Source organism: Streptomyces sp. NPDC051738 (genome assembly GCF_044453205.1).
Lineage (GTDB): Bacteria > Actinomycetota > Actinomycetes > Streptomycetales > Streptomycetaceae > Streptomyces.
The window spans coordinates 1-16,765 of the sequence record NZ_JBITCM010000013.1 but is presented as its reverse complement, the minus strand read 5'-3'; the positions used below and the strand labels follow the sequence as shown (position 1 = coordinate 16,765).

Annotated in this window: 13 protein-coding genes; 10 read left to right on the top strand and 3 right to left on the bottom strand. The window is 70.0% G+C overall.

Annotation, left to right across the window (positions count from 1 at the left end):
- The first annotated feature begins 121 nt into the window (after positions 1-121).
- From ACIA8X_RS28200 to ACIA8X_RS28170, 7 genes are all read left to right on the top strand, one after another.
- Entirely contained in the window at positions 122-499 is a 378-nt protein-coding gene (locus tag ACIA8X_RS28200; protein ID WP_030053098.1) for a DUF3499 domain-containing protein, read from the top strand.
- 152 nt (positions 500-651) lie between these two features.
- Entirely contained in the window at positions 652-2,268 is a 1,617-nt protein-coding gene (locus tag ACIA8X_RS28195) for an L-lactate permease (protein ID WP_393455595.1), read from the top strand.
- 114 nt (positions 2,269-2,382) lie between these two features.
- Positions 2,383-3,747: a phosphomannomutase/phosphoglucomutase gene (locus ACIA8X_RS28190; RefSeq protein ID WP_393455508.1), complete on the top strand. Its 1,365-nt coding sequence runs from the start codon at positions 2,383-2,385 to the stop codon at positions 3,745-3,747.
- Positions 3,748-4,068: 321 nt separating this feature from the next.
- On the top strand, positions 4,069-4,239 hold the full coding sequence (locus ACIA8X_RS28185; protein ID WP_020940431.1) for a Trm112 family protein: 171 nt from the start codon (positions 4,069-4,071) through the stop codon (positions 4,237-4,239).
- Positions 4,240-4,493: 254 nt separating this feature from the next.
- A complete protein-coding gene (locus ACIA8X_RS28180) occupies positions 4,494-5,621 on the top strand; it encodes an SIS domain-containing protein (RefSeq protein ID WP_393455512.1) in 1,128 nt (375 codons plus the stop codon).
- Between the two features lie 182 nt (positions 5,622-5,803).
- Positions 5,804-6,955, top strand: coding sequence for a mannose-6-phosphate isomerase, class I (gene manA, locus ACIA8X_RS28175; RefSeq protein ID WP_393455515.1), 1,152 nt, complete (start codon positions 5,804-5,806; stop codon positions 6,953-6,955).
- 233 nt (positions 6,956-7,188) lie between these two features.
- Complete coding sequence (locus ACIA8X_RS28170) at positions 7,189-8,169, top strand: cation diffusion facilitator family transporter (protein WP_393455518.1); 981 nt, start codon at positions 7,189-7,191, stop codon at positions 8,167-8,169.
- A 178-nt stretch (positions 8,170-8,347) separates the two neighbouring features.
- Here ACIA8X_RS28170 and lepB read toward each other — a convergent pair whose 3' ends face one another.
- Complete coding sequence (gene lepB, locus ACIA8X_RS28165; RefSeq protein ID WP_399459403.1) at positions 8,348-9,016, bottom strand: signal peptidase I; 669 nt, start codon at positions 9,014-9,016, stop codon at positions 8,348-8,350.
- 158 nt (positions 9,017-9,174) lie between these two features.
- On the bottom strand, positions 9,175-11,430 hold the full coding sequence (locus ACIA8X_RS28160) for a fructose-specific PTS transporter subunit EIIC (protein ID WP_399459402.1): 2,256 nt from the start codon (positions 11,428-11,430) through the stop codon (positions 9,175-9,177).
- Between the two features lie 596 nt (positions 11,431-12,026).
- On the opposite strand from ACIA8X_RS28160, the gene ahcY reads away from it, so the two are divergent.
- Complete coding sequence (gene ahcY / locus ACIA8X_RS28155; protein ID WP_393455527.1) at positions 12,027-13,484, top strand: adenosylhomocysteinase; 1,458 nt, start codon at positions 12,027-12,029, stop codon at positions 13,482-13,484.
- Positions 13,485-13,652: 168 nt separating this feature from the next.
- Positions 13,653-14,267, top strand: coding sequence for a hypothetical protein (locus tag ACIA8X_RS28150; RefSeq protein WP_393455530.1), 615 nt, complete (start codon positions 13,653-13,655; stop codon positions 14,265-14,267).
- 23 nt (positions 14,268-14,290) lie between these two features.
- Here ACIA8X_RS28150 and ACIA8X_RS28145 read toward each other — a convergent pair whose 3' ends face one another.
- Positions 14,291-15,259 (bottom strand): RDD family protein, encoded by a 969-nt coding sequence (locus tag ACIA8X_RS28145; protein ID WP_393455533.1) that lies wholly within the window; start codon positions 15,257-15,259, stop codon positions 14,291-14,293.
- A gap of 129 nt (positions 15,260-15,388) precedes the next feature.
- Between ACIA8X_RS28145 and ACIA8X_RS28140 the strand changes: the two genes are divergently transcribed.
- Complete coding sequence (locus ACIA8X_RS28140; RefSeq protein ID WP_393455536.1) at positions 15,389-16,396, top strand: stage II sporulation protein M; 1,008 nt, start codon at positions 15,389-15,391, stop codon at positions 16,394-16,396.
- Positions 16,397-16,765 lie beyond the last annotated feature (369 nt).

Here is a 16,765-nt window from a genome sequence, read left to right as displayed (position 1 = left end):
CCGTGCAGGTCAGCGGATTGGGGCGGAAGGGACGTGTGGGGTGTTTCACAGCACGACACGGTGGAGTGACCTGGGGGAGAGTCGTCGCGGCCCGCTCAAGAGTGCGGTACCGTCCAACGTCGTGAGCCCTGTACGTCGCTGTTCGCGCACCGCTTGCGGCCGTCCGGCCGTAGCGACGCTGACGTACGTCTACGCCGACTCGACCGCGGTCCTCGGTCCGCTCGCCACCTACGCCGAACCCCACTGCTACGACCTGTGCGCCGAGCACTCCGAGCGCCTCACCGCCCCTCGGGGGTGGGAGGTCGTGCGGCTGCTGGACGGTTCGGCTCCGGCCCGCCCCAGCGGCGACGATCTGGAAGCGCTTGCCAACGCCGTGCGCGAGGCGGCCCGTCCGCAGGAGCGCGCGGCCCAGGCCGGCGGAGGCGGGGGGCGTGGCGCCGATCCGATGGAGGTCGCGCGGCGGGGGCACCTGCGCGTCCTGCGGTCGCCCGACAACTGACGGTCGGTTTCCTCCGCTTGTGCGGGCGTTTCTTCTGTGTGCGTTTCGCTGAGTGATGCACAGGCATTGACGCGTAGTTGGCGCGGACACGACCATTCCGTATGCCGGAACGAGAAATCGCTTTCCGCATGGCGGAATCCGGGGAGGCGCCCGTGTACGTCCAGGAACTGGAACCCGTCGCCGATTCGCTCGGCCTGTCCGCACTCGTGGCCGCGCTGCCGCTGGTGATCGTCCTCGTCCTGCTGGGCGGGGTCCGGATGAAGGCGCACTTGGCGGGGCTCACAGGGCTTCTGGCGGCCGTTTCGGTCGCCTGGCTCGCGTACGGCATGCCGCTGGACCAGACGCTCTCCAGCGCCGCCCAAGGGGCCCTCTTCGGGCTCTTCCCCATCCTCTGGATCGTCGTCAACGCCCTGTGGGTGTACCGGATGACCGTCCGGACGCGCCATTTCGACATCCTGCGGCGGTCGTTCGGGCGGCTGTCCGACGATCCGCGCATCCAGGCGCTCGTCGTCGCCTTCTGCTTCGGGGCCCTGCTGGAGGCCCTCGCCGGGTTCGGGGCGCCCGTCGCGATCTGTTCGGTCATGCTGGTGGCGCTCGGGTTCGAGCCGGTGCGGGCGGCGGTCGTCGCGCTGGTCGCCAACACCGCGCCCGTGGCCTTCGGGGCGATGGGCACGCCGGTGGTGACGCTGGCTCAGGTCACCGGGCTGCCGCTGGACGACGTGGCCTCCGTGGTGGGGCGTCAGACGCCCTTGCTCGCCCTTGTGGTGCCGCTCGTGCTCGTCGGGCTCGTGGACGGGCGGCGCGGGCTGCGGGAGACCTGGGTGCCCGCCGTGGTCTGCGGAGTCGCCTTCGCCGTCGCCCAGTTCGCCGCCTCCAACTACGTCTCCGCGCAACTCGCCGACATCGGCGCCGCCTTGGCCGGTGCGGGCGCCCTGGTCGCCGTACCGCACGCGCGCGTGCCCGCCAACGAGGCCGTACGCGCGTCCGTGCTGACCGGAGCACGCAGCGAGGACTTGGACGAGGTCGATCCGCCGCGGGAGGTTGTGCGCGCTTACGCACCGTACGCACTGATTGTGTTGATCTTCTCCGTGGCGCAGATTCCGGTGGTCAAGGACTGGCTGGCCAAGGCGACCCAGACGTACGACTGGCCCTTCCTGAACGTCGCGAACCCCGACGGGGAGCCGGTCAGCGGCAATGTCTTCACCTGGCCGATCGTGTCCACCGGCGGCACGCTCGTGCTGCTCGCCGGGGTGTGCACGGCGGTCGTCCTCGGGGTGCACGCGCGCGTGGCCGTCAAGGAATGGGCCGCGACCGTACACGAGTTGAGGTTCGCCATCCTCACCGTGACGTCCGTGCTGGCGCTCGCGTACGTCATGAACCTCTCCGGGCAGGCCGCCACCATCGGCTACTTCGTGGCGGCAGCCGGCGCCGGGCTGGCCTTCCTGTCGCCGGTGCTGGGCTGGTTCGGGGTGGCCGTCTCCGGCTCGGACACGTCCGCCAACGCCCTGTTCGGGGCATTGCAGGTGACGGCGGCGCGGGAATCGGGGCTGTCGCCGGAACTCCTGGCCGCCGCCAACAGTTCAGGTGGTGTGCTCGGCAAGATGATCTCGCCGCAGAACCTCACGATCGCGTGCGCGGCCGTCGGGCTCGCGGGGCGGGAGGGGGACCTGCTGCGGCGGGTGCTGCCGTGGAGTCTGGGCCTGCTGCTGGTGATGTGCCTGATCGTGGTCGGACAGAGTTCACCGGTGCTGGGCTGGATGCTGCCCTGACGTCCGCGCTGACCTTGAGGTTACGGCTGGGGGTCCACTCAGCGGGCACACAGCGCACTGTCAGCACGGGCGGGTAGTTTGGGGTGACCGACAGGACTTTCAGGAGGGTTGGCCGTGACCGCTGATCTGTCACAGCTCGTGAAGGCGTACGACGTGCGCGGAGTGGTCCCCGACCAGTGGGACGAGCCGCTGGCCGAACTCTTCGGGGCTGCCTTCGTGCAGGTGACCGGCGCGAGCGCGATCGTGATCGGGCACGACATGCGCCCCTCGTCCCCCGGCCTGTCCCGCGCCTTCGCACGCGGAGCCGTAGCCCAGGGCGTCGACGTCACCGAGATCGGCCTGTGCTCCACCGACCAGCTGTACTACGCCTCGGGTGCGCTGCACCTCCCGGGCGCGATGTTCACGGCCTCGCACAACCCGGCCCAGTACAACGGCATCAAGATGTGCCGCGCGGGCGCCGCCCCCGTCGGACAGGACACCGGCCTCGCGCAGATCCGCGAACTGGCCGAGGGCTGGACGGACTCGGGCGCCCCGGAGCCGGCGGCAACGCAGGGAACCATCACCCAGCGGGACACGTTGGAGGACTACGCGGCCCACCTCCGCTCCCTGGTCGACCTGACCTCCATCCGCCCCCTGAAGGTCGTCGTCGACGCGGGCAACGGCATGGGCGGCCACACGGTCCCGACGGTCCTCGCCGGCCTGCCCCTCACCGTCGTCCCGATGTACTTCGAACTGGACGGCACCTTCCCGAACCACGAGGCGAACCCGCTGGACCCGGCGAACATCGTCGACCTCCAGAAGCGGGTCCGTGAGGAGTCCGCCGACCTCGGCATCGCCTTCGACGGCGACGCCGACCGCTGCTTCGTCGTCGACGAGCACGGCGACCCGGTCTCCCCCTCCGCCATCACCGCCCTGGTCGCCTCCCGCGAACTTGCCAAGCACGGCGGCAAGGGCACGATCATCCACAACCTGATCACGTCCTGGTCGGTCCCGGAGGTCGTCAAGGAGAACGGCGGAACCCCGGTCCGCACCCGCGTAGGCCACTCCTTCATCAAGGCCGAGATGGCCAAGAACGGCGCCATCTTCGGCGGCGAGCACTCCGCCCACTACTACTTCAAGGACTTCTGGAACGCCGACACGGGCATGCTGGCCGCCCTCCACGTCCTGGCGGCGCTGGGCGGCCAGGACGGCCCCCTCTCCGCCCTGGTCGCCCAGTACGACCGCTACACCGGCTCCGGCGAGATCAACTCCACAGTCGCCGACCAGGCAGGCCGCCTGGCAGCCATCAAGGCCACGTACGAGGGCCGGGAGGGCGTAGGACTGGACGAACTCGACGGCCTGACCGTCACGGCCGCCGACTGGTGGTTCAACGTCCGCCCGTCCAACACGGAGCCCCTGCTGCGCCTGAACGCGGAGGCAAGGGACGAGGCGACGATGGCGAAGGTACGGGACGAGGTGCTGGGGATCATCAAGGGCTGAGACGACTGACGGCGAGCTCTCGACGCGGGCCAGCACTTCCAGCCCGTCCGGCGTTTGAGGACGAGGCCCTTTCGGGGCCGAAGCGGGGGTCTGGGGGCGGCAGCCCCCAGAAGCGGGCCGGGGTCGAAGGGGCAGCGCCCCTGGTGGATGGGACGGGTAGGGGCGGCGGGGGCGAATCCCGCTCGACGCGCACCCCCACCCGCCCCTCACCCCACCTCCTCCCGCCCAACCCCGGCACCCCGCCCCCACCGGCGGTACGCTGACCAGGCACATCCGCCCACCCGCACATCCCGCACCCACCCGCCCCAGAAGGGACCCCTCATGCCGCTGGAAGCCGGCCTCCTGGAGATCCTCGCCTGCCCGGCCTGCCACGCCCCTCTCAAGGAGCAGGACGCCGAGCTGATCTGCACCGGCCAGGACTGCGGCCTGGCGTACCCCGTCCGCGACGGCATCCCGGTCCTGCTCGTCGACGAGGCCCGCCGCCCCGCGTGACGCGAGACCACGGCCATCGAGGCGAGGCGCCACGGCCACCGGCGTAGCGACGCCACGGCCACCGGCGTAAGGACGCCAAGGCCCCTCGTAGAGGCGCCCCGGCCGTCGGCGTGAACACGCCCCTGGCCATGCCCCAAGCCACGGTGCCCAACGCCACGGTCACCACCGTAAAAGCGCCACTGACCCGCCACAGAACACCCCATCAAGACACGCGCCCCGCCCCCACCCACCCCGGCGATCGGAGGCTGTCGCCCATGCTCGACGAATCGCTCCTCGACACGCCGGAGGCACTCGCCGAGGCGGACCACCGCGCCCTGCTCCGCGGCGCGGCCGAAGCAGGCGCCCGTGTCCGCACCGCCGCCCGGCACGCCGTCGAGGCAGGCGTCCACGACCTCAAACCCGACGGCCGCCCCCGCGCCATCCTCATCGCGGGCCCCGGCGCCGCCGCCATCTGTGTCGCCGACCTCCTCGGCACGCTCGCCGGCGCCACCAGCCCCGTCACCCGACTGGCCCCCTCCGGCGTCGCCCCCGCCGCGGGCGCCCTGCGCTGGGAACTGCCCGGCTGGGCCGGCTCCGTGGACCTGCTGCTCATCGCCACGCCCGATGGCACCGAGCCGGGCCTGTCCCTGCTCGCCGAGCAGGCCTACCGCCGCGGCTGCACGGTCGTCGCCGTGGCCCCCGCCCGCACCCCCCTCACCGAAGCGGTGCACAACAACCACGGCCTGTTCGTGCCGATGGCGACGGCCCCGTACGAACAGGACGCCCCCCTCGCCGCCTCCGCCCCCAGTGTCCTGTGGGCGCTGCTCACCCCGCTCCTGGCGCTCCTCGACCGCACCGGCATGCTCACCGCCCCGCCCGAGGCCATCGAGAAGATCGCCGACCGCCTCGACCACATCGCCGAACGCTGCGGCCCCGCCATCGCGACCTACAGCAACCCCGCCAAGACCCTGGCCGCCGAACTCGCCGACACGCTCCCGCTGATCTGGACCGAGGGCGTCTCCGCCGGCCCGGCCGGCCGTCGTTTCGCCGCCGCGCTCGCCGAGCTCTCCGGCCACCCCTCCCTGGTCGCCGAACTGCCCGAGGCGCTCGCCGCGCACAACGCCCTGCTCGCCGGCCGGCTCGCGGAGGGCGCCAACCCGGACGACTTCTTCCGCGACCGCGTGGAGGAGACCCCCGCCCTGCACGCGCGCATGGTGTTGCTGCGGGACCGTCCGATCGGTGGCATCACGGCCGCGCCCGCCGCCCGCGACCTGGCCCTGAGCCATGACACGCCGATCAGCGAACTGGAGCCGGAGGCCGGCGGCGAACTGGAGACCCTCGCGGAACTGATCGCCATCACGGATTTCGCCGCCGTTTACCTGGCGCTCGCCTCGGGCGCCTGATCTATCCGAGGGCGCCCTGACAGCCGTACGCACGAGAAACCGTCGTACGAACGGCAGTCGTACGCAGGACCAACCCGCGTCCCACACGGCAGAACCGGCAGAGCACCCACCCGCCTCCCGCACAGCAGACCCGGCAGAGCGCACCCACCCACCCCACGCACAGAGAACAGGCAGACACCCGCATGGACCGCCTCGACAACACCGTCCGCCCCTACGCCTGGGGTTCCACCACCGCCATCCCGAAGCTCCTCGGAGCCGAACCGACCGGCGAACCGCAGGCGGAGATGTGGATGGGCGCGCACCCGGGCGCACCCTCGCGCACCGAACGCGGCACGCTCGTCGAGGTCATCGAGGCGGACCCGGAGCGCGAGCTGGGCGCCGCGGCCGTGGCGAAGTTCGGCCCCCGCCTGCCCTTCCTGCTCAAGATCCTCGCCGCAGGCGCCCCGCTCTCCCTCCAGGTGCACCCCAACCTGGCGCAGGCGAAGGAGGGTTACGAGGACGAGGAGCGCCGCGCCATCCCCGTGGACGCCGGCCACCGCAACTACAAGGACGCCAACCACAAGCCCGAACTGATCTGCGCGCTCACCGAGTTCGACGGCCTGTGCGGCTTCCGCGACCCCATCGAGGCGGCCGACGCGCTGGACGGCCTCGGCGTCGACTCCCTCAAGCCGTACGTCGACCTGCTGCACGCCCACCCCGAGGGCGCGGCCCTGCGCGAGGTGCTCACCGCGATCCTCACCGCCGACCCGGACGAGATGGCCCGCACGGTCGCCGACACCACGGCCGCCTGCGCCCGCCTCGGCGGCGACTACGCCCCGTACGCCGACCTCGCCCACCACTACCCCGGCGACCCCGGCGTCATCGCCGCCATGCTCCTCAACCACGTCCGCCTCCAGCCCGGCGAGGCCCTGTTCCTCGGCGCCGGCATCCCGCACGCCTACCTCAGCGGTCTCGGCGTCGAGATCATGGCCAACTCCGACAACGTCCTGCGCTGCGGACTGACCCCCAAGCACGTCGACGTCCCCGAACTCCTGCGCGTCGTCCGCTTCGAGGCGGGAGACGCGGGCGTGCTGCGCCCCGAAGCAGCCCCGGACGGCGAGGAGGTCTACGAGACCCCGATCGACGAGTTCCGGTTGTCCCGGTACGTCCTCCCGGAGGGCGCCACAGCCCACGACCTCACCCGCGCCACCCCGCAGATCCTGCTCTGCACGGCGGGCTCCGTCCGCGCCGGGGAGCACGAGCTGACGCCGGGTCGGTCCGTCTTCGTACCGGCGGGCGAAAAGGCCGAAGTGTCCGGGGCCGGTACGGTCTTCCGGGCCACGGTCGTCGCCTGACCGAGGGCATTCGACGACCCGGCACGCCGTTGTCGGACCGGGCTGCAACAATGGCCCACCGGCAAAGGACGGGCAAAGCCGAACGGGGGCCGCACGCCCCCTCAGCGACGCCCGGGACGGCGTACGTACGAAGGTCACGAGGTCACGAAGGTCACGGAGGCCATGAAGGCTCCGAGGGCCACGAAGACCACGAAGACCAAGAAGGCTCCGAAGGTGAAGGGACAACGCGACACATGAGCGCGTCAGGCGGTACCAAGGCGATCGTGGCGGCACTCGCCGCCAACCTCGCGATCGCGGCAGCGAAGTTCGTCGCGTTCGCGTTCAGCGGCTCGTCGTCGATGCTCGCCGAAGGCGTGCACTCGCTCGCCGACTCCGGCAACCAGGCCCTGCTGCTGGTCGGCGGCAAGAAGGCCAAGCGCGAGGCGACCCCGCAACACCCCTTCGGCTACGGCCGCGAGCGCTACATCTACGCCTTCCTCGTCTCGATCATCCTGTTCTCCGTCGGCGGCATGTTCGCCCTCTACGAGGGCTACGAGAAGATCAAGCACCCGCACGAGATCGAGCACTGGTACTGGCCGGTGGGCGTCCTCGTCTTCGCGATCATCGCGGAGACCTTCTCCTTCCGCACGGCCATCAAGGAGTCCAACGTCCTGCGGGGCAAGAAGTCGTGGAAGGAGTTCGTCCGCCACGCCAAGGCCCCCGAGCTGCCCGTCGTCCTCCTGGAGGACCTCGGCGCGCTGGTGGGTCTGATCCTCGCCCTGGGCGGCGTCGGCCTGGCCCTGCTCACCGGCGACGGCGTCTGGGACGGCATCGGCACCATCTGCATCGGCGTCCTGCTCGTCCTGATCGCGGTCGTCCTGGCCATCGAGACCAAGTCGCTGCTGCTCGGCGAGTCCGCGGGCGTCGAGGAGGTCCAGAAGATCGAGGCCGCCGTCGTCGACGGCGACGCGGTCACCCGCATCATCCACATGCGCACGCTGCACCTCGGCCCCGAGGAACTCCTGGTCGCCGCCAAGATCGCAGTCCGGCGCGACGCCACGGCCGCCGAGGTCGCCTCCGCCATCGACGCCGCCGAGTCCCGCATCCGCGAGGCCGTCCCGATCGCCCGCGCCATCTACCTCGAGCCCGACATCTACAGCGAGGCCGAGGCAGCCAAGGGCGCCGACCGCGAGGCGACGCCTGGGGGACCGGCGTCACATGACGCCGAGCACTGACATCCCGTACGACGGATTGCCGTACGACAGAGTCCTGTACGACAGCTCTCAGCACGACAACTTCGCGTACGACAACTCCCCGTACGACAGCTATCCGTAGGGCAGTTGTCCGTACGACGACGGGGCCCGCCGAGTCGATCGGCGGGCCCCGTCGTCGTATCCATCCGCAGCGGGTCCGTCACGAGTGCTGGGCCCACGGGGCAATCTGTGCCACCGACCGCCGCCGAATGCTCCGTGCCGTGATCCCGAACACGAGCCCGACGAGCGCGAGAAGGAGCCCGAGCAGCGCGGCCACGCCAAGCAGCCGCGGCATCACATAGCTGTCGGTCACCCGGCCCATGACCGCACCGACGGGCACCGTCCCGGCGTGGTCCTCCTCGAAGAAACGGGAGTCGCGCGAGTTCTGCCGGTAGTCGCCGAGCAGAAACAGCCGCCCTTCCGGCACCGTCACGTCGTACGGGCGGTCCATCCCGTCGACGATGCCGTCCTTCACGTACGGCTCGCTGAGCGGCTTCCCGTTGACGGTGATCCGCTCCCGCGCGGTGTCCGTACCCTCGCAGCAGACGACACGATCACCGCCGACGCCGATGACGCGCTGCATGACGGCCGGCTCGCCGTAGCGCTCCGGCGCCGTGAACAGCACCAAGTCGCCCCGCTCCACCTCATCCCCGCCGACGCGCTGGGCGACGATCCGGTCGCCGATGTCGTACGTGGGCCGCATGCTCTCGCCTGACACGCTGGACAACACATACCCCGTCCGCAGCCACAGCACGGACGCGATCACGAGCGCCAACCCCAACGCGCCCATCACCCACGCCGTGACCGCGAATCTTCGCGCCTTCTCCATCAGCAGTCCCTCCCCAGTCGGATTCCCAGGCGGACTCCCAGGCGGAACGTCCGCGGCGGCAGAGGTTAGCGGCGATCAGTGAACCGACGGTGCGGGCCCACGGCCCGATGGCCGCGGACCCGCACTCGGCTACCGCTCCTCGACGCTCCTCACCCCGGCTACCGGATCTCGCCCAACACACCGAGCACCGCGGACTCGTCCCCGGCCGCCAGCAGCCGTTCCCGGAACCCCGCGTCCATCAACTTCCGCGACAGCAGCGCCAGAATGCGCAGATGCTCGTCACCGGCGGCGGCCTCGGGTACGGCGATCATGAACACCAGCCTCGCCTTCGTACCGTCCAGCGAGCCCCACTCGACGCCCTCCGTGGACCGCGCGAAACCGACGACCGGCGCGGTCACCGCATCCGTCTTGGCATGCGGAATCGCGATCTCCTCACCGAGCCCGGTCGTCCCCTGCGCCTCCCGCCGAAGCGCGGTCGCCACGAGCTCGTCCACGTCCGCGACCTTGCCGGTACGCGCCAGCAGCCCGGCCATCTCCCGGATCGCGGACTCCTTGTCGGCGGCGCCGAGTTCGACCTTCACGGTCTGCTCGGTGAGATAGCCGGAGAGCACCTCGTCCGCGCCCTCACCGGCATCTCCCGCCTCGACCGCCTCCACCTCAGGCACACCCCGCTGCGCTACGACGGCCCCGGCATCCGGCGTTTCACCGACGGCCCCGGCACCACGCCTCTCACCGACGGATCCGGCGCCAGGCGTTTCGCCAACGGCACCAGCAGCCGGCGTTTCGCCGACAGCACCAGCAGGCGCCACAGTGCCGACGGCATCAGCCGCCGACGCTCCGACACCCGCCCCCGACGCTCCGACACCCGCCCCCGACGCTCCGACACCCGCCCCGACCAACGCGGGCGCGGGCGTGGGCGTGGGCGCGAGCCCGGCCGTACCCGCACCGGCGACCGCCTCCCCGCGCCGTCTGCGCTCACTCAGGTCGACCAGGGCAACCGTGGTCAGCGCGGTGACGACCGAGCCGATCACCACGGCCACGAAGAACATCGGCACGCCGCTCACCGCACCCAGCACGGCCACGATCGGCCCGCCGTGCGGCACCGCGTCTTCGACGCCGGCGACTCCGGCGATCGCACCGGCGACCGCGCCACCCAGCATGTTGGCCGGGATGACCTGCGCGGGCCGCGCCGCCGCGAACGGGATCGCGCCCTCGGAGATGCCGAAGCAGCCCATGAACAGCGAGGCGAGCCCGGTCTCCCGTTCCTGCTCGGTGTACAGCCGCTTCCGTATCAGCGTGGCGACACCCTGCCCCAACGGCATGACCGGAATCGCGGCCGCGCACATGCCCATGACCGTCTGGTTGCCGGTCGCGATGAGCCCGGCGCCGAACAGGAACGCCGTCTTGTTGACCGGCCCGCCCATGTCGAACGCGATCATCAGCCCGAGAATCGCCCCGAGCAGGATCGCGCTCGTGCCGGTCATCCCGCTGAGCCAGCTGGTCAGGTGCTCGAACACCCAGGAGATCGGCTTGCCGATGACGTAGACGAAGAACAGCCCGAGCGCCGTGGTCGCCACGATCGGGATCACGATGATCGGCATGATCGGCTGCACGAACTTCGGGACCTTGACCTTCTTGATCCACAACACCAGATACCCGGCGAGGAACCCGGTCACGATCGCCCCGATGAAGCCCGCCCCGGCCTTGGAGTCGTACAGCTCACCGGTGTTGGCGATCCAGCCACCGATCATGCCCGGCACGAGCGCGGGCCGATCCCCGATCGCATACGCGATGTAACCGGACAGAATCGGCACCATCAGCGTGAAGCCGATGACGCCGATGTTGTTCACGTCCATCCAGAAGGAGTCCTTCGGAATGACCAGACCGCCCGACGGGTCCGTGTGCCCGCCGAGCGAGAGCGAGATCGCGATCAGCAGCCCGCCGACCACGACGAACGGGATCATGTAACTGACCCCGTTCATCAGCGCCTTGTACCCGACGCTCCGCTCCTTGCCACCCGCCGACGGAGCCGTGGGTGTGCCCCCTGCCGTGTGCACGGGCGCCGACAGCACCCGCTCGATCAGCTGCTCGGGGTGCCGAATGCCCTCGGCCACCCCCACCGTGAGGACCCGCTTGCCCGCGAAACGGCTCAGGTCCACGTCCTTGTCCGCGGCGATGATGACGCCGTCCGCGGTGCTGACATCGTTGTCATCGAGGACGTTTTCAGCCCCGATGGATCCCTGGGTCTCCACCTTCATGTCGACACCGCGGCTCTCGGCGGCCTGCGCGAGCTTCTCCGCCGCCATGTACGTGTGCGCGATGCCGGTCGGGCACGCGGTCACCGCGAGCAGCTTCAACCGCTTCTGCTCGCCACTGTCGCCGCCCGTGGGGGGAGGGCCGGCCGGACTGGTCACATCGATCTCCTAACGCCTTTGTCATGCGGAATCGCCGTCCCGGACGCCCCGCAAGATCGATCAGTTGTTCAGATCTCCCGGGCATCCTGCACCACCTCGCCGCAGACTCAAAGGCGCAAAGATCCCCAATCATCCCGGTTCACTGCCTCCTGTCGGTCCTTCGTTGGTGTCCTGTTATCGCTCCTGCCCATCGCCCCCACACCCCCGTCCTCCCACCTGTCCTCCCTCTCCGTCCTCCCCCCCGTCCCCTCACCCGCCACCCGCCACCCGCCACGCGCCTATGGCCGACCCTCCGACCCTCGCCCCACCCGCCCCGAGCCCCTAGGTGGCGCGTTGATGGCGCATCGATGGCGCGATCTGTTCGCAGGCGGACTGGGGGCGGCCGGACCTCCCGGTGTAGCTTGGGACAGAGCCAGACGTCGCTGCTGATGGCGGTCGGGCGGTCCCGACACGGACCGACCGAGGGAGAGAGGGCCTCCGACGGACTGCGCTGCGCGTACGCGGGCATGCCTGTGTCCTCTTCGGGCACCCCGGTGTCCGCCGCCGCGCAGACCAGCCGTACCCACCCTCGACCCAACCCCGAGGAGCAGCTCGCAATGACGACTGTCGAGAACCGACAGGACTTCAAGGTCGCCGACCTCTCCCTGGCCGAGTTCGGCCGCAAGGAGATCACCCTCGCCGAGCACGAGATGCCCGGCCTGATGGCGATCCGCAAGGAATACGCCGAGACGCAGCCGCTGGCCGGCGCCCGCGTCACCGGCTCCCTGCACATGACCGTGCAGACCGCCGTCCTCATCGAGACCCTGGTCGCCCTGGGCGCCGAGGTCCGCTGGGCGTCCTGCAACATCTTCTCCACCCAGGACCACGCGGCCGCCGCCATCGCCGTCGGCCCGAACGGCACGGTGGACAACCCGCAGGGCGTCCCGGTCTTCGCCTGGAAGGGCGAGACCCTGGAGGAGTACTGGTGGTGCACGGAGCAGGCGCTGACCTGGCCGAACACCCCCACCGGCGGCCCGAACATGATCCTGGACGACGGCGGTGACGCCACCCTCCTCGTCCACAAGGGCGTCGAGTACGAGAAGGACGGCAAGGTCCCCTCGGTCGACACCGCCGAGTCCGACGAGCACCGCGTCATCCTCGAGCTCCTGCACCGCACCATCACGGACGGCTCGCAGAAGTGGACCCAGCTGGCCTCCGAGATCCGCGGCGTGACCGAGGAGACCACGACCGGCGTTCACCGCCTGTACGAGATGCAGCGCGACGGCGACCTCCTGTTCCCGGCGATCAACGTGAACGACGCCGTGACGAAGTCGAAGTTCGACAACAAGTACGGCTGCCGCCACTCCCTGATCGACGGCATCAACCGCGCCACCGACGTCCTGATCGGTGGCAAGACCGCGGTGGTCTGTGGCTACGGCGACGTGGGCAAGGGCTGCGCGGAGTCCCTGCGCGGACAGGGCGCCCGCGTGATCGTCACCGAGATCGACCCGATCTGCGCGCTCCAGGCGGCGATGGACGGCTACCAGGTCACGACCCTCGACGAGGTCATCGACAAGGCCGACATCTTCATCACCACGACCGGCAACAAGGACATCATCATGGCCTCGGACATGGCCAAGATGAAGCACCAGGCGATCGTCGGCAACATCGGCCACTTCGACAACGAGATCGACATGGCCGGCCTCGCCAAGATCCCCGGCATCGTCAAGGACGAGGTCAAGCCGCAGGTCCACACCTGGAAGTTCCCCGACGGCAAGGTCCTCATCGTCCTCTCCGAGGGCCGCCTGCTGAACCTGGGCAACGCCACCGGTCACCCGTCGTTCGTGATGTCCAACTCGTTCGCGGACCAGACGCTGGCCCAGATCGAGCTGTTCACCAAGCAGTCCGAGTACCCGATTGGCGTGTACACGCTGCCCAAGCACCTCGACGAGAAGGTCGCCCGTCTCCACCTGGACGCGCTCGGCGTGAAGCTGACCCAGCTCCGCCCCGAGCAGGCCGCCTACATCGGCGTCGAGGTCGAGGGCCCGTACAAGCCCGACCACTACCGCTACTGAGCCGAACTGCCGCCGCCCCCGGTGAGCGCGCCCGTGCACTGACGCGCCCCTCAGCAGCAGTTCCTCAGAGGCAGGCCCCCGCACCCCCGTGCCGGGGGCCTGCCCCTTTGGCTCATGTGGCCGTTTAGCCCGTGTTGCCGGACCAGCCCGTCAAGACCCAGGACCCCGATGCCCCGCGGCCGTTATTCGCTCCACGATCCGCACGATCACACCCCCCTCGCAGAAGAACACTTCCACTGCGCCCCCGGCCCTTCCGGCTGGCGCTACGTATCCCAACTGACCACCCCCGCAGGCGATCACAGCGGCTCCGTCGACCTCGCCCTGGACGAACTCGGCCGCCCCATCCGTCTGGAACTCCATGCCGGCGGCTGGCAGGTACGCGGCGCCGCCCTCGACGGCGTCACCTGGGTCCGTACCGACCCCACCGGGGCTCACGCCACAGAAGGCAATGTGCGCGCCCATGCCTTCACCGGAACATCCCCCGCGTTCCTCATCGCCACCACTCGCCTCCTGAGCCTCACCCCTTCCGCCTCAGCAACTCGCGTACGCCTCGTGGCCTTCACGGACCCGGTCCTCGCCCCGCGCACCGTGGACCAGTCCTGGGCCTTGGTGAACAGAGAAACACACGCCACTGACAACGCCCCCCTGACCGTGGACGAATACCAGGTCACAGCCCTGGACACGGGCGAGCAGCACGCCGTACACATCGCGGGCGACGTGGTCCTCGCGGCCCCCGGCATCGAACTGGAGGACCTGGACATGCCGCCGTCCACGTTCGCTTGAGCGAGGACAGGGAGAGGGAAGGGCTACGCCGGTGGTACGAAGCCGGTGGCGGGCCGGTCGGCCGATGACGCGCCCTGCGGCGCCGATGTCTGCCGCACTGCGTCCTGCGGTACGGGGGAACGATCCGCTTCCGTTCCCACTCCGGGCCGCCCGCCGACCGCAGTCACCTCCACGCCGTACCCGCCCGGCGGGCCGTACGGGCCCGGTGCACCAGCCGCAGGCCCCGCCCCGCTCGCCACCGGCCCGTGCCCGAATGCGCGCCGCGCCTCTCGCGCCTGTCGTTCCTGTAGAACAGCCGCCAGATACGCGGCCGGCGGCACGCCCTGCGGTGCAGGGGTACCCGTGCGCGCCGCGAGGTCTGTCGCGAGCTGTTCCGCCATGTGCCACCCGACCTTGGGGTCGAGTTGTTGCATCCGCGTCAGGTACTGGCGGATGGCGAGCCACAGGCCATCAGGAACGGCCGAGAGGTCGAGACCCGAGAACCGCCCGGCCAACCACGGTGGCGGCGGCGGTACGAAGCCCGTCCGCGCGAGGGGCACCCGCTCCCGTACGACAAGAGTCCCGGCGAACACGTCACCGAGCCGCCGCCCGCGCGCGGACACCAGCGAAGCGATGACGGCGACGACGCCGAGCGTCATCAGAATCTCGATCACACCGATGAGACCCCGCACCAGCGCGTGCCGGAACCGGATCGGTCCACCGTCATCACGCACCACGCGCAGCCCGCACGCCAACTTCCCGAGCGATCGCCCATGACTGAGCGTCTCCACCGCGATCGGACCGCCGACCAGCAACAGAACGAACGTCGCGATCGACAGCGCGGTCTGCGCCGCCTCATCCAGAGAAGCCGTGGCAGCCACTACGCCAATGGTCACGACGACATAGGCGATCACAGCCACGGCCAGATCGACGAGGACGGCCAACGCCCTGCTGGGCAGCTTCGCGGGGCGCAACTCCAGCGCCACCGCCTCGCCCGTCACCAGCTCACTCACGCCATCCGCCCTTCCCCTGACCTGCCCCTTGAATGGCCAGTCTGCCAAGCTGAGGGCGCATCGTGCCGCAGTACGACAAGCTGACACCAACGACGAGTCGCCGAGAACAGCCGGGGAGCAGGAAAGCAGATGGACCTCGACGTCTTCGTCACCGCCCACCGAGCCGAGTGGGACCGCCTCGAAGCCCTGCTCGGCCGCCAGCGTCGCCTCAACGGCGCCGAGGCAGACGAACTCGTCGCTCTCTACCAGCGCACCGCCACCCACCTCTCCCTGATCCAGTCCAGCGCTCCCGACCCCCAGTTGACGGGCCGGCTCAGCCAGCTGGTGGCACGCGCGCGTAGTGCGGTGACAGGCACTCGACGCGCCTCCTGGCGCGATGTCACCCGCTTCCTCGCGCACGGGTTCCCAGCCGCGGTCTACCGATCACGCCACTGGTGGGTGCCCACGGCGCTCCTGTCCACCCTCGTCGCGGCCCTCCTGGGCTGGTGGATCGGCACCCACCCAGAAGTACAGGCAACGATCGCGGCCCCCAGCGAACTGCGCGAGCTCACCCGCCCCGGAGGCCAGTACGAGACGTACTACTCCAGCCACCCCGCGGCCTCCTTCGCAGCCCAGGTCTGGACGAACAACGCCTGGGCCGCGGCCCTCTGTCTGATCTTGGGTGTCTTCCTCGGCCTCCCGGTGCTCTGGATCCTCTTCCAGAACATGCTCAACCTCGGTGTCGGCATCGGTCTGATGTCCTCGGCAGGACGCCTGGACACCTTTCTCGGCCTTGTCCTGCCGCACGGTCTCCTCGAACTGACCGCGGTCTTCGTCGCCGCCGGCACAGGCCTGCGCCTCGGGTGGACTCTCATCGACCCCGGCCGTCGCACCCGCCGCTCAGCTCTCGCCGAGGAAGGCCGAGCCGCCATAGGCATGGCGATAGGCCTCGCCCTGGTCCTCTTCATCTCCGGCGCGATCGAAGGCTTCGTCACCCCGTCGGGCCTGCCCACTTGGGCGCGCATCAGCATCGGCGTTGTCGCTGAGCTGGCCTTCCTCGCATACGTCTATGTCCTCGGCGGTCGTGCCGCGCGAGCCGGAGAGACGGGCGACGTCGGGGCGGCCGAGCGCAGTGCTGCCGTTCCCACGGCGGCCTGATGTGCGGACACACCTGTTGAACTGCTAGTCTCCTCTTCGCCCCACAAGAGCCGTTGACACGGAGCGCGTGGGGAGGTAGATTCGAACAGTTGCCTGGAAGTGGACACAGTCCAGTCGGGCCGAGTGAGTATCTAGCTGCTTCAGTGGAACTATCGATTCCCAAGAAGCCTCTCCCGATGATTCGGAAATGAGTGGCCGGTAAATTCGGCCCGGAACTTCTGATAAAGTCGGAACCGCCGGAAAGGGAAACGCGAGAGCGGGAACCTGGAAAGCACCGAGGAAATCGGATCGGAAAAGGATCTGATAGAGTCGGAAACGCAAGACCGAAGGGAAGCGCCCGGAGGAAAGCCCGAGAGGGTGAGTACAAAG

What these genes read in the sequence shown, in the direction of transcription:
- ACIA8X_RS28170 (WP_393455518.1), top strand. Translation starts at nt 7,189, where the DNA reads ATGAGCGCGTCAGGCGGTACCAAGGCGATCGTGGCGGCACTCGCCGCC.
- ACIA8X_RS28150 (WP_393455530.1), top strand. Translation starts at nt 13,653, where the DNA reads ATGCCCCGCGGCCGTTATTCGCTCCACGATCCGCACGATCACACCCCC.
- ahcY (WP_393455527.1), top strand. Translation starts at nt 12,027, where the DNA reads ATGACGACTGTCGAGAACCGACAGGACTTCAAGGTCGCCGACCTCTCC.
- ACIA8X_RS28180 (WP_393455512.1), top strand. Translation starts at nt 4,494, where the DNA reads ATGCTCGACGAATCGCTCCTCGACACGCCGGAGGCACTCGCCGAGGCG.
- ACIA8X_RS28185 (WP_020940431.1), top strand. Translation starts at nt 4,069, where the DNA reads ATGCCGCTGGAAGCCGGCCTCCTGGAGATCCTCGCCTGCCCGGCCTGC.
- ACIA8X_RS28140 (WP_393455536.1), top strand. Translation starts at nt 15,389, where the DNA reads ATGGACCTCGACGTCTTCGTCACCGCCCACCGAGCCGAGTGGGACCGC.
- lepB (WP_399459403.1), bottom strand. Translation starts at nt 9,016, where the DNA reads ATGGAGAAGGCGCGAAGATTCGCGGTCACGGCGTGGGTGATGGGCGCG.
- manA (WP_393455515.1), top strand. Translation starts at nt 5,804, where the DNA reads ATGGACCGCCTCGACAACACCGTCCGCCCCTACGCCTGGGGTTCCACC.